Consider the following 13,223-nt stretch of genomic DNA (forward strand, 5'->3'; position numbering starts at 1 on the left):
AAGAGGCATGAACAAAAAGGCACAAGAATTAGCAATGCATGATAAAGATACTGGATCTTCAGAAATCCAAATTGCTTTGCTAACAGAGAAAATTGAAACTCTCTCTAAGCATATTAAGCAATTCAAGAAGGATAAACATTCATCTGTTGGATTGTTGAGAGCGGTAAATAGAAGAAAGAAATTGTTAGAATACCTAAAGAAAAACAAAATGGATTCTTACAAAAATGTACTGTCGAAATTGAATTTAAGAAAATAGAAGTCAAGATAGATAGAACGGAATGGAACGAAACGAACGAAACGAAATGGAAATGAAATGTTTAAAGTATACAAGAAGGAAATTGAAGTAGCGGGAAAGAAGATAAGTTTAGAAACAGGTAAAGTAGCAAGACAGGCAGACGGTGCAATAATAGCAACATGTGGAGAGACAGTCGTACTAGCAACAGTAGTGGGGGCAAAAAAAGTAAATCCTGATATGGATTACTTTCCATTATCTGTAAATTACCAAGAGAAATATTATGCAGCTGGAAAAATTCCGGGTGGATATTTTAAAAGAGAAGCAAGACCAACTGAGAGTGAAACATTAATCTCTAGATTAATTGATAGACCAATCAGACCTTTGTTTCCTGATGAATTCAAAAATGAAGTACAGTTGTTACCAACTGTAATTTCATACGACAAAGAAAACGAACCAGATATTTTATCAATCACTGCTTCATCAGCAGCATTAGCTATATCAGGAATGCCATTTATGGGACCTGTAGGAGCCTCAAGGGTTGGATTTATTGATGGAAAATATGTTTTAAACCCATCTAAAGCAGAGTTAGAAAAATCGAAATTAGATTTAGTTGTAGCAGGTACGAAAGACGCTGTGCTTATGGTTGAGTCAGAAGCAAGCGGTTTAACTGAAGAAGAAATGTTAAACGCAGTTAAATTTGGTCATGAAGGCTTTGTTCCAGTGATTGAAATGATAGAGGAACTTGCAAAAGAATGTAGAAAACCTGAATGGACAGTTGAGAAAAAAGATTTATCTGAAGTTAAGAAAAAACTTGAGGAAACTTTTACAGAAGATCTTAAAAAAGCTTTTGCTACAAGAGATAAACAAGATAGATCAAATCAAATTTCCGAAATTACTGATAAAGCTAAAAAACTTTATGAGGAAGATGAAAACTATACAGATCTTGATGTTAACAGTCAGCTAAAAAGCCTAGAAAAATCAATTGTTAGAACTGATATTCTAAAAAATAAAAATAGAATTGATGGAAGAGGTTTATCTGATGTAAGACCTATCGAGTGTGAAGTGGGTATTTTACCTAGAGCTCATGGTTCTGCGTTATTTACTAGGGGGGAAACCCAAGCAATTGTTGTAGCAACTCTAGGAACTTCTGATGACGAACAAAGAATTGAAAGTTTAGATGGGCTTCAGAGAGAACGATTTATGCTTCACTATAATTTTCCTCCTTTTTCAGTTGGAGAAACTGGAAGAATTGGAACTGGTAGAAGAGAAATCGGACATGGTAAATTAGCTTGGAGAGCGATTAACTCTTCATTACCAACGAAAGAGGCATTTCCATATACTTTTAGAGTAGTTTCAGAAATAACCGAGTCTAATGGTTCTTCTTCTATGGCTACTGTTTGTGGAACGTCTTTAGCGTTAATGGACGCTGGAGTGCCAATTAAAGAGCCAGTTGCGGGTATTGCAATGGGTTTAATTAAGGAAGGTGATGATTTTAGTGTCTTATCAGACATTTTAGGTGATGAAGATCATCTTGGTGACATGGACTTTAAAGTTGCTGGAACAAAAGATGGAATTACTTCTCTTCAAATGGATATCAAAATTACAGGTATTACATTTGAAATTATGGAGCAGGCGTTAAGCCAAGCCAAAGATGGAAGGGTTCATATCTTGGGAGAAATGAATAAAGCATTATCAGCTTCAAGATCTGATGTTGGAAAACATACTCCAAAAATGGAACAAGTTAATGTTGATAAAAAAGACATTGCTGCTGTTATTGGAAAAGGTGGTGCAACAATCAGAGAGATAGTTGAAAAATCAGGTGCGAAAGTAGATGTAAATGACGAAGGTGTAGTAACAGTTGCTGCGCCAGATGAAGAGTCTAGAAATATCGCAATGCAAATGATTAAAGACATCACTGCAAAAGCTGAATTAAACAAAATTTATTCAGGTAAAGTAATGAAGATCATGGAGTTTGGTGCATTTGTTAATTTCTTAGGAAAACAAGATGGACTGGTTCATATCTCAGAACTTGCAGATAAAAGAGTTGCTAAAGTTACTGACGTTGTCAAAGAAGGTGACGAAGTAAAAGTTAAAGTGATTGGTTTCGATAGAGGTAAAGTTAAACTATCTATGAAACAAGCTGCTGAGTAATAGCCTAAATTAAAATTCTAAACCCCTGGAATAAGAATTCTGGGGGTTTTTTTTAACTAAATTTAACTAAATTTTAGCTAATATTTTTAGGATCTGGCATCCCAACCTTGTTATATCCAGCATCAACGTAGTGAATTTCACCTGTAACACCGTTTGCAAGGTCACTTAATAGATATAATGCTGAATTTCCAACATCATGGATATCTACGTTTCTTTTAAGGAAAGAATGGTCTTCATTCCATTTATATAAGAATTTTGCGTCTCCAATTGCAGAGGCAGCCAATGTTTTGATAGGTCCAGCACTTATAGCATTTACTCTCATACCTTTGGCTCCTAAATCTCTTGCTAAATACTTAACACTTGCCTCAAGAGCTGATTTACAAACACCCATTACGTTATAATTTGGAATAGCTTTAGTAGACTCGTAAGTTAAAGTTAATAAACTTCCGCCTTGTTTCATTACCTTTGAGGCTTCTTTTGCTACTTCAGTAAATGAAAAGCATGAGATTAACATACTTCTTAAAAAGTTTTCTCTAGTGGTATTTAAATATTCACCTGATAACTCTGATTTATCAGAGAAAGCAACTGCATGAACCACAAAGTCAATTTCACCCCATTGGGATTTGATATCTTCAAATAATTTTACAACCTCTTCTTTTTTTTCAACATCACAACTAAATGTAACGTTTGAATTCAATTTTTCTGCTAAAGGAACTACTCTTTTTTTCAAAGCATCGCCTAAATATGTAAATGCTAGTTCTGCACCTGCTTCAGCAAGTTTTTGAGATATACCCCAGGCAATAGATCTTTCATTGGCAACACCCATGATTAATCCCTTTTTGCCTTTCATTAAACTCATAAATTAAACCTTTTCAAAAATTAAAGCTGCATTAGTTCCACCAAAACCAAAGCTATTTGACATTACTGTATTTAAAGTTGCTCCTGTTTCAGTTTTTGAAACTATAGGAAATTTTTTTGCTTCTTCATCCATCTCATTTATGTTTGCAGAGCCAGCTATGAAATTATTCTTCATCATTATCAAACAGTAAATTGCTTCATGAACTGAAGCCGCACCAAGTGGATGTCCCGATAAAGATTTTGTCGAACTAATCTTTGGGATATTGTCTCCAAAAGTATTTTTAACTGCATTTAGCTCTGTGATATCTCCAACTGGAGTAGAAGTTCCATGAGTATTGATATAATCAATTTTATTTTTGCTAGTTGCCATCGCCATTTGCATACATCTGACAGCACCTTCTCCTGATGGAGCTACCATATCGTATCCATCTGAAGTTGCTCCATAACCAGTTAATTCTGCGTATATTTTAGCACCTCTCGCTTTAGCGTGTTCATATTCCTCTAGTACTAACACACCTGCACCACCTGCAATTACAAAACCATCTCTTGTTTTGTCATATGCTCTTGATGCTGTTTCAGGAGCGTCATTATATTTTGATGATAAAGCAGTCATCGCATCAAACATTGCAGTCATAGCCCAATGAACTTCTTCACTTCCACCTGCAAATACAACATCTTGTTTGCCCATTTGAATTAATTCCATTGAATTACCAATACAGTGGCCACTTGTTGCGCATGCAGAACTCATTGTGTAGTTGGTTCCTTTAATTTTAAATGGAACAGCAAGTGTTGCAGAAGCTGTACTTGCCATTGTTCTTGGAACAATGAACGGTCCCATTAATTTTGGAGTTTTAGCCCTCGTTTTATCCGCAGCCAAAATAACATTTTCAATTGATGGACCACCAGAACCCATAACGATCCCAGTTTTAAAATTGCTAACTTCAGATTCTTCTAATCCAGAATCCTCAATAGCTTCTTTCATTGCAATATAATTATAAGCTGAACCTGAACCCATAAATCTAATTGTTTTTCGATCGATATGATCTTCTAATTTTATATTTGGTTTACCATGGACATGACTTTTAAGATTATGTTCTTTATATTCCTCAGCATAAGAAATTCCTGATTTTGAATTAATTAATGATTGATGAACTTCCTCTTGGTTGTTTCCCAAACAAGAGACAATTCCTAATCCTGTAATTACTACTCTTCTCATTATTTAAATAACCCCACTTTCAAACTTTCTGCTGAATATATTTTTTTGTCATCAGCTAGTACAATTCCATTGGCAAGACCAACAGTTGTTCCACCTGGTGACATAATTTTTTTCATATCTATTTCGTACCTTACATTTTTAACATTTTGTAAAACTTCACCAGTAAATTTTACAGTACCAACTCCTAGAGCCCTACCTTTGCCAGGATTTCCTAACCAGCCCAGAAAAAATCCAACTAGTTGCCACATAGCATCTAAACCTAGACACCCAGGCATGACTGGATCCTCTTTAAAATGACAGTCAAAAAACCATAGATCGTTTTTTATATCTAATTCAGCCTTTAAAGAGCCTTTACTGAAAGCTCCATTATTCTCGTTGATTTCAGTTATTCTATCAAACATCAACATTGGAGGAAGTGGTAATTTTGCATTACCTGGTCCAAAAAGATCACCATTTCCACAACTTATTAGATCGTCATATGAGTAGGAATTTTTTTTCATATTTTTTGAGAAACCTTATTACTTGATTTAATGCCAATATAATATAATAAAACTGTATATTTTTATTCATACATTAGAATAATTATAAAATACAATGGTAAAAAACTGCAATTTTGTTGAAAAATTAAGAGATTTAGGACTTAGACCCACTAAACAAAGGGTTAAAATGTGTGAAGTTCTATTTAATAGAGAAAAAACTTTTCATTTTACAATTAATGATCTTGTAAAAATGATTTCTGAGGAGATGAATGAAAAAATTTCTTTAGCAACAGTTTACAACACTGTTCATGCATTTCAGAAAAAAGGATATTTAAAAGAAATTTCGATTAACAGCGATAAAAGTTATTTTGATACAAACACATCTGTTCATCATCATTTTTATGATGAAGATACCCACCAGCTAATAGATTGTGATGAAAATGATATAGACCCAGTAAATATTAAAAAAAATATTACAGGAAAAAAAATAAATTCAGTTGAAGTTTTGGTTAAAGTTGCGAGTGATAATCAAACTCAAAAATAATTCAATTAAATCAATTATATAAAATCTAGATTATAATAATTCTAAACTATTGACATTAAAGTTTTAGACACTATATGGTCTATAAAGTTAAATTAAGGAGAAAAAAATGTCTTTAAAAGGAAGTAAAACAGAAGAGAACTTAAAAGCAGCATTCGCTGGTGAGAGTCAAGCAAATAGAAGATATCTTTATTTTGCACAAAAAGCTGACATCGAAGGTTATAATGATGTAGCTACAGTATTTAGATCAACAGCAGAAGGTGAAACTGGTCACGCACATGGTCACTTAGAATACCTTGAACAAGTTGGAGATCCAGCTACTGGGAAACCAATTGGTGAAACTAAAGCAAATTTAGCTTCAGCAATTGAGGGAGAAACGCATGAATATACTGACATGTACCCAGGTATGGCTAAAACTGCAAGAGAAGAAGGTTTTGAGGAAATTGCAGATTGGTTTGAGACTTTAGCAAAAGCTGAAAAATCTCATGCTGGTAAATTTCAAAAAACTTTAGAGTCTATTGCCTAAATAATATTCATTAGTGGGCGTTTACCGCCCACTAAATTTAACAAAATTTCTAAAATCAAAAAAAATGAAAGAGCAACTTTTACAATTAATAAAAGATTGGTTTAATGAACCAGTGGTATTAGTTTCTTTATCATTAATTATAATTTCTAATATAATCGTATGAGCAAAGAAGGAAGTCTAGACGCCCCAATACGTCACCCTATTGATTTTGAGCATCCAGATTTTTTAAATCCTGAAAAATTAGATGCAGAAATGCGAAGAGTGTTTGATATTTGCCATGGATGTCGAAGATGTTTTAATCTTTGTGATTCCTTTCCAAAATTGTTCGATATGATTGATGAGTCTGAAAATGAAGACGTAGAGAGTTTAAAAAGTGAGCAATTTGCTCCGGTTGTTGATGCCTGTACTCTTTGCGACATGTGTTTTATGACCAAATGTCCTTATGTACCTCCTCATGATTTTGATCTTGATTTCCCTCATTTAATGTTGAGGTACAGAACAGCACAGAAAAAATTAGGTAAATTACCAAGTGTTCCAATGCAATTAGCCCAAATAGATAGAAACGCAAAAATTGGGGTTTTATTTTCTAAAATAATTAATTGGGCATCAGATATAAAAAATAAGTTGTTCAGAAAAATATTAGAGGTAGTTGCTGGTATCGATAAAAGGGTTCAACTTCCAAAATACAATTCAGAAACTTTTTCTAACTTTTTTAAGAAAAATAATGACAAAATAAACTATGAGACAAAAACTAATGATAGAAAAGTTGTAATTTATTCTACTTGTTTTGTTAACTTTAATAAAAAAAATACGGGTGTCGCAGCTTTAAAAGTTTTAAAGAAAAATGGTGTAGAAGTTCAAGAAGCCTATCCTGGATGTTGTGGAATGCCATTCTTAGAGCAAGCTGATCTTCCTAAAGTTGTGGAACAGGCTAAAAAAGTTTCTAAAGATTTAGTTGAATGGATTAACAAAGGTTACAAAGTTGTTACATTAACCGCTAGTTGTGGTTTAATGTTAAAATTTGAATGGCCATTGCTTTTACCTAATGATGATAAAATAAAAAAATTATCTGCAAACGTTATGGATATCGATGAGTATGTTGTTGATATTGCAAACAATGAGGGATTAGCAGATGGTTTACAAGAAATAGATGGTGGAGTGACAGTGCACCATGCGTGTCACGCAAGAGCACAGAACATGGGTATCAAAGCGAGAGATATGCTTAAACTTATCCCGAATGTTAAAATTGATGTTGTAGAGAAATGTGCCGGGCATGGTGGAACTTTTGGTGTGATGAAAGAAACACATGATCTGGCCAATAAAGTAGGAAGACCAACTGCAAGACAAATTAAAACAAAAAATAACAAGTACATGGCTTCTGATTGTCCTTTAGCAGGTAAGCACTTAAAGCAGCTTGAAGTGGATACTAACATTTCCAATGATGAGGCACTACATCCTATCGAATTGATGGCTAAAAGTTATAAATTATGATTATGCCAAGAGAAAAAAGAGAGATACAAAAAGAAGACATTATGCCATTAGATGTCTATACAAAAAACAGAAGAGAATTAAGAAAAAGCATTGTTGATTTTAAAAAAAATAGAAGAATTGCATTAGGACCTTATGCAACCTTTTACTTTGAAAGCTACGAGACAATGTTGGCTCAAGTTCAAGAAATGCTATATATTGAAAAAGGTGGAGATGAACAGCTTAAAGACGAGTTGTCAGCATACAATCCTCTAATACCAAATGGTAAAGAATTAACTGCTACATTAATGTTTGAAATAGACAACCCTATATCTCGCGCGGCTTTCCTTGGAAAAGTAGGCGGAATTGAGGAAACTGTGTTTATGAAAATTAATGGAGAAAAAATAAAAGCTATACCAGAGGAAGATGTTGATAGAACATCAGCTGAAGGAAAAGCTTCTTCAGTTCAATTTATTCATTTTAATTTTTCAGACGACCAAATAGCTAAATTTAAATCTGAAGAAATTGAAGTTGAAATAGGAATAGATCACAAAGAATATTCTCATACTACCAAGTTATCTGCTGAGAACAAAAAGTCACTTTCGGCTGATTTTAGTTAATTAAATCCCCAGATATTATCTGTTTTAATCCAACCTTGAAATTCTCCGGAGGTTATTTCACACCATTCTTGCTCACATTTTTCGAATATTAATAACCTACCTTGCTTAATAAGAGCAATAGGTTTTGAAAAAGATGTTGGGTTTTTAAATAAAATTTTATCTTTGGTTGCTATTACAGAATTATTTTTTTTTAATTGAGATATATGTATCCAACCACCATTGTTTTTAAAGTCTATAATTCTTCTAAAGTTTTCTTTTTTATCTATTTGTTTTAAAGGAAGATTAATTTTTTTGTAAACATATTTTACATCTGAGTCAAAACTTGGACCATACCTAACGTTTACTTTATTTTTTTTTAAAGAAACAAATATCTCTTTTGCTGAGCTTGTTGATATTAATAAAATAAAAATTAAAATTATTCTTATAATTAATGGCATAGACAGTTTTTTCTTTTTGTAATTTTTGCTTTTCTAAAATTTAAATTTAATAAATCAATAATTAAAATATAATTATTTAAACTTTGGCCTATATTTAAAATATTTTTTAAAATTTCATTTGCTTGCATTGTGCCAACAATTCCTGCAACAGTTCCTAAGATTCCCTCATATTCACAATTAAGTATTTCATTTGATATTTTTTCCTCTTGATAAAAACATCGAAGGCATGGTTCTTTTTTGTTTTTGAAATTAAATGTAAAGATATGACCATCAAATTTACTTATAGCACCTGTTACCAAAAATTTTTTATATTTGAAACTTAAGTCATTAATTAGAAATTTACTTTCAAAATTATCAGTTCCATCAACAATATAATCATAATCTTTAATAATTTTTTGAAAATTAGATTTATTTAATTTGTAATTAAAAATTTTTATTTTTGTTAAAGAATTAATCTTGTTTAACTTCTTTTTAGCAATTTTAACTTTTGGTTTATTTAAATCTTTTTCATTGAATAAACTTTGCCTATGAATATTTGAAAGGCTAACTCGATCGTGATCTACAATTCCCAATGAGCCAATCCCTGATCTAGTTAAGAATTCTGCCACTGGACATCCAAGACCACCCATGCCTATTATTAATACTTTTGAATTTGAAATTTTATTTTGACCTAAAATACCAATATTTTTTAGAATTATTTGTCTTGAAAAACGCTCGATTTGTTTTTTGTTTAATTTTTTGCTCATTTTCCCGTTGAGCCAAATCCGCCTTCGCCTCTTATTGTTTCTGGAAGCTCATCTGTCTCTTCAAAATTTATTTTTATCACTGGTGTAAGAACCAATTGAGCTATTCTGTCTTTATTGTTTATTAAAAAATCTTCTTTTCCGTGATTGTAAAGTATTACTTTTATCTCTCCCCTGTAATCACTATCTATTGTTCCTGGCGTATTTAAAACACTAATATTATTTTTTGCTGCTAAACCTGATCGGGGTCGTATTTGAATTTCAAATTCATTTGAAAAAGCAACAGCAATTCCAGTTGGAACTAAACAGGAATTTTCAGATTTAAGTAGAATAGGTTCCTTTATAAAAGCCATAAGATCCATTCCTGAAGCCCCTTCTGTTTTATAGGCAGGTAGCTCTATTGAAGGATCTAATTTTTTAACAAGGATTTTTGCCATTAATTTAATTGATCAATTATTCTATCAACTATTTCTTCAGAAATTTCGGATTTTCTTTTGTACGGTAGGACTTCACTTTTTAAAGATTTATTTTTGTAGTGGATTGTAACTTCATTATAGTCAGAGTTAAATCCAATGTTTTTTTTAGAAACATCGTTAGAAATTATCCAGTCACAATTCTTTTTATTTAATTTTTCTTCTGCATTTTTTAAAACTTCATTCGTTTCTGCTGCAAAACCAATCACAATTTCAGGCCTCATAGAATTATGATTTGATATATAATTTAAAATATCAACATTTTTTTCTAAATTTAAATTTAATGATTCTTCTTTTTTTATCTTTGTTTGAGATTTATTTTTTACTTTAAAGTCTGATACTGCTGCTGAAAAAATTGCTACATCTACAGGCAAATTATCTTGTGTAGCGGCAAACATTTCATCCGCTGTTTCAACTTTAATGAGTTTAATATCTTGTTCTACTTCTAGATTAGTTGGTCCTGAAATCAGTGTTGTATCAAAACCTTTTTTTGATAGACATTTAGCTAATTCATATCCCTGTTTGCCACTTGATTTGTTTGTTATAAAACGAACAGGATCGATATACTCATTTGTTGGTCCGGCGGTAACCAAAGCTTTAAATTTTTTATTTTGACTTTGGTTTAAAAAAAATTGATTTAACTCATCTGCAATTTTTAATGGTTCGGACATTTTGCCTTCACCATATTCACCACATGCCATATCACCGATCTCTGGACCAATGAATTTATATCCATAATCTTTTAATTTTTTTAAATTCATTTTTGTAGATTTGTGTTCCCACATTCTAACATTCATTGCAGGAGCTAAATAAATATCTTTATTTGAAGCTAGTATAACTGTAGATGCTAAATCATCTGTTGAACCCTGTGCTAGTTTCGAAATAGTGTTTGCAGTTGTAGGGGCAACAACAATTACATCAGCCCATCTTGATAAAGATATATGGTCCATTTCAGTTTCATTTTCTACATTAAATAAATTAGTATAAACTTTTCCTTGAGATAAAGATGTAATTGATAAGGGAGTTACAAATTCTTTAGCACTTGATGTTAGTATAGTTTTTATTTCTGCACCATTTTTTTTAAACAATCTTATTGTTTCAAGGCTTTTGTATGCAGAAATACCACCACAAATTATAAACAGAATTTTTTTGTTATGAAGATTTTTCATTTGTCGAATTAAAATACTATAAGACCAAAAATTACAAGAAGTAATAAGCCAATAATTGATTGATTTCTAAAAGCTACCATTTCTAATTTTTTATCATTCAATGCAGTATATGAATTTGAGTTTTGAGGAATTTGTCCACTAGCTAAAAATGTTAATGCTTGATTTGCTTTATCCATGATCTCAGGAAATTCAGGTAGTCTTTTAATTACCTCTGAGGTATTTTTTAATGTTTCATTCAAATTACTTATAGGATCTTTTGTTTCTCTCAACCAACTTTCAAGAACTGGTTTAGACGTCGTCCATATATTGGTGTTTGGATTTAATTTTCTTGCAACTCCCTCAACTACAACCATTGTTTTTTGAAGCATTAATAATTGAGGCTGGGTTTGCATATTAAATTTTTCAGTCACATCAAAAAGTTGCTTTAGTAGTTTTCCCCCAGAAATATCTTTGACTTCTTGTCCAAATATAGGCTCACCTATTGATCTTAATGCTTGAGCAAGATCATCAATAGGAACATCTTTAGGAACTAAACCAGCTATTAAGTGCACCTCAGCAACTTTTCTGTAATCCCTTTGGATAAATCCAAATAAAATTTCAGCCAAAAAACGTTTACTCATTTTGTCTAATCTACCCATTATTCCAAAATCTATGGGGGCTATTTGGCCATTATCATCAATAAATATGTTACCTTGATGCATATCTGCATGAAAAAAACCATCTCTTACAGCGTGTCTTAAAAAATGTTGGATGATATCTTCAGCAATTTTACTTGTATTTAGATTTCTTTTTTTTAATTCTTCGGTTTCACGAATTGAAACACCATCTATCCAGTCTAAAGTCATGACATTTTCACTGGTAAAATTCCAATATATTTCAGGAACTTTAAATCCAGCATCATTTTTTGTATTTTCTGCATATTCGTTAGCAGCTGCAGCCTCAAATCTTAAATCCATTTCAAGGTTAGTTATTTCTTTTAACAAAAAAACAACCTCTACAAGTTTTAATCTTTTTGTTTTTTTTACAAATGACTCAATGATAAATGCAAACAACATCATGGCATCAATTTCTTCATTAAAAATCTTTTTGATATCTGGTCTTAAAATTTTAATAGCTACATCTTTAATTGTTCCATTATCATTAATTTTTGCTTTATGAACTTGAGCTATAGATGCAGCAGCCACAGGTTCGCTCAAATCAATAATAGAATTAAAAGCATCAATGCCTAGGTCTTTTTTAATTATATTTTTTGCCTGATTAACTGAAAATGGTGGTAAACGATCTTGTAAATTTTCTAGTTTTGCGGAAAGCTCCTCACCTATAATATCTGGTCTAGTTGCTAAAAATTGTCCAAGTTTTATAAATGTTGTTCCCATGGACTCCAATGATTTTGAAAGTCTTTCCCCATCATCTTGAATGTTTTGATTTAAATCTTTTTTTTTAAATGAAATTGCTAATAACTGAAATAAAATTGTAATTCCGATAGGTGGTTTTTTAAATTTTGATGCAATTTTTAAAATATCAGACTTTGCAATTTTTCTACCTAATTTAAATAATGTAATTAATTTTTTAATCATTATATCTTCCAGCCACTATGAATAGAAACTATTCCTCCAGAAAAATTCCTATAACTACATTTTGTAAAATTATTTTTTTTCATTAAATCAATTAGTTCTTCTTGATTAATAAATTCTTCAATACTCTTTATCAGATATTCATAAGGTTTTTTATCACCTACAATGAGCTGACCAATATGAGGTATAAGCTTTGAATAGTTTTTATAAATAAAGTCTAAGTTAGAGTTTTGAATTTTTGAAAATTCTAAGCACAAAAATCTACCGCCTGGCTTCAACACTCTATAAGCTTCAGATAAAGTTTTGTCTAAATTTTTTGTATTTCTTAAGCCAAAACTTATTGTGTAATAATCAAAAAGATTATCTTTGAGAGGAAGATCTTCAGCTGCTGAATTGACCCATTTTATATTTTTATAGTTAGATAATTTTTGTTTACCTTCACTAATCATACCTTTGTTTGGATCTACACAAATTACTTCTGATCTTTCGCGAGTATTATCTAAAAATAATTTACCAATATCTCCTGTTCCACAAGCAACGTCCACTAGACTTTTATTTGAAGATGGATTCATTATATTGATCAAACTTTTTTTCCAAAAACGATGGATCCCCAATGACATGAAATCGTTCATCAAGTCGTACTTACTATAAACTTGATCAAAAACTTCCTCTACTAGACCTTTTTTATTTTGAAGATATTGTTGCATATAAAAATATATATTTAATATAGTACG

15 protein-coding genes are annotated in these 13,223 nt (G+C 31.4%); 6 read left to right on the forward strand and 9 right to left on the reverse strand.

Features of this window, described 5'->3' with window-relative positions:
• The first annotated feature begins 7 nt into the window (after positions 1 to 7).
• Both rpsO and pnp read left to right on the forward strand, forming a co-directional pair.
• Entirely contained in the window at positions 8 to 256 is a 249-nt protein-coding gene (rpsO, locus tag ACTTAR_RS05435; protein ID WP_075485648.1) for a 30S ribosomal protein S15, read from the forward strand.
• Between the two features lie 57 nt (positions 257 to 313).
• The gene (gene pnp, locus ACTTAR_RS05440; RefSeq protein ID WP_440693544.1) at positions 314 to 2,386 is read left to right on the forward strand and encodes a polyribonucleotide nucleotidyltransferase; all 2,073 of its coding nucleotides are present in this window, start codon (positions 314 to 316) and stop codon (positions 2,384 to 2,386) included.
• Positions 2,387 to 2,459: 73 nt separating this feature from the next.
• On the opposite strand, the gene ACTTAR_RS05445 is transcribed toward pnp, so the two are convergent.
• Genes ACTTAR_RS05445 through fabA form a run of 3 tightly spaced genes read right to left on the reverse strand, consistent with a single transcriptional unit; the run spans position 2,460 to position 4,960 of the window.
• Positions 2,460 to 3,245, reverse strand: coding sequence for an enoyl-ACP reductase FabI (locus tag ACTTAR_RS05445; RefSeq protein WP_262590066.1), 786 nt, complete (start codon positions 3,243 to 3,245; stop codon positions 2,460 to 2,462).
• 3 nt (positions 3,246 to 3,248) lie between these two features.
• Positions 3,249 to 4,460 (reverse strand): beta-ketoacyl-ACP synthase I, encoded by a 1,212-nt coding sequence (fabB, locus tag ACTTAR_RS05450; protein WP_440681339.1) that lies wholly within the window; start codon positions 4,458 to 4,460, stop codon positions 3,249 to 3,251.
• Complete coding sequence (fabA, locus tag ACTTAR_RS05455) at positions 4,460 to 4,960, reverse strand: bifunctional 3-hydroxydecanoyl-ACP dehydratase/trans-2-decenoyl-ACP isomerase (protein WP_440681338.1); 501 nt, start codon at positions 4,958 to 4,960, stop codon at positions 4,460 to 4,462. The genes fabB and fabA overlap by 1 nt, the downstream gene beginning before the upstream one ends.
• A 94-nt stretch (positions 4,961 to 5,054) precedes the next feature.
• On the opposite strand from fabA, the gene ACTTAR_RS05460 reads away from it, so the two are divergent.
• The 4 genes from ACTTAR_RS05460 (at position 5,055) to ACTTAR_RS05475 (ending at position 8,093) form a co-directional block, all read left to right on the forward strand.
• A complete protein-coding gene (locus tag ACTTAR_RS05460; RefSeq protein ID WP_262590069.1) occupies positions 5,055 to 5,483 on the forward strand; it encodes a Fur family transcriptional regulator in 429 nt (142 codons plus the stop codon).
• Positions 5,484 to 5,589: 106 nt separating this feature from the next.
• Entirely contained in the window at positions 5,590 to 6,006 is a 417-nt protein-coding gene (locus ACTTAR_RS05465) for a rubrerythrin family protein (RefSeq protein WP_262590070.1), read from the forward strand.
• 159 nt (positions 6,007 to 6,165) lie between these two features.
• Positions 6,166 to 7,497, forward strand: a complete 1,332-nt coding sequence (locus ACTTAR_RS05470; protein WP_440693552.1) for a (Fe-S)-binding protein — start codon at positions 6,166 to 6,168, stop codon at positions 7,495 to 7,497.
• Positions 7,498 to 7,499: 2 nt separating this feature from the next.
• Complete coding sequence (locus ACTTAR_RS05475) at positions 7,500 to 8,093, forward strand: DUF3501 family protein (protein WP_440681336.1); 594 nt, start codon at positions 7,500 to 7,502, stop codon at positions 8,091 to 8,093.
• Here the strand turns inward: ACTTAR_RS05475 and ACTTAR_RS05480 are convergent.
• Genes ACTTAR_RS05480 through ubiE form a run of 6 tightly spaced genes read right to left on the reverse strand, consistent with a single transcriptional unit; the run spans position 8,090 to position 13,196 of the window.
• Positions 8,090 to 8,530 (reverse strand): SH3 domain-containing protein, encoded by a 441-nt coding sequence (locus ACTTAR_RS05480; protein ID WP_440681335.1) that lies wholly within the window; start codon positions 8,528 to 8,530, stop codon positions 8,090 to 8,092. The two genes, ACTTAR_RS05475 and ACTTAR_RS05480, sit on opposite strands and share 4 nt — an antisense overlap.
• The gene (locus ACTTAR_RS05485; protein WP_440681334.1) at positions 8,521 to 9,276 is read right to left on the reverse strand and encodes a HesA/MoeB/ThiF family protein; all 756 of its coding nucleotides are present in this window, start codon (positions 9,274 to 9,276) and stop codon (positions 8,521 to 8,523) included. The genes ACTTAR_RS05480 and ACTTAR_RS05485 overlap by 10 nt, the downstream gene beginning before the upstream one ends.
• Positions 9,273 to 9,710 carry a dUTP diphosphatase gene (dut, locus tag ACTTAR_RS05490; protein ID WP_440681333.1) on the reverse strand — a complete coding sequence of 146 codons (438 nt, stop codon included), beginning with the start codon at positions 9,708 to 9,710 and terminating at the stop codon, positions 9,273 to 9,275. Before dut ends, ACTTAR_RS05485 begins: the two co-directional genes overlap by 4 nt.
• Positions 9,710 to 10,915 (reverse strand): bifunctional phosphopantothenoylcysteine decarboxylase/phosphopantothenate--cysteine ligase CoaBC, encoded by a 1,206-nt coding sequence (gene coaBC / locus ACTTAR_RS05495; RefSeq protein WP_440697913.1) that lies wholly within the window; start codon positions 10,913 to 10,915, stop codon positions 9,710 to 9,712. Before coaBC ends, dut begins: the two co-directional genes overlap by 1 nt.
• Positions 10,916 to 10,923: 8 nt before the next feature.
• Positions 10,924 to 12,492, reverse strand: coding sequence for a 2-polyprenylphenol 6-hydroxylase (ubiB, locus tag ACTTAR_RS05500; RefSeq protein ID WP_440681330.1), 1,569 nt, complete (start codon positions 12,490 to 12,492; stop codon positions 10,924 to 10,926).
• Positions 12,492 to 13,196 (reverse strand): bifunctional demethylmenaquinone methyltransferase/2-methoxy-6-polyprenyl-1,4-benzoquinol methylase UbiE, encoded by a 705-nt coding sequence (gene ubiE, locus ACTTAR_RS05505; protein ID WP_440697914.1) that lies wholly within the window; start codon positions 13,194 to 13,196, stop codon positions 12,492 to 12,494. The genes ubiB and ubiE overlap by 1 nt, the downstream gene beginning before the upstream one ends.
• Positions 13,197 to 13,223: the final 27 nt, after the last annotated feature.

This window comes from Candidatus Pelagibacter sp. HIMB1709 (genome assembly GCF_052047635.1).
GTDB lineage: Bacteria > Pseudomonadota > Alphaproteobacteria > Pelagibacterales > Pelagibacteraceae > Pelagibacter.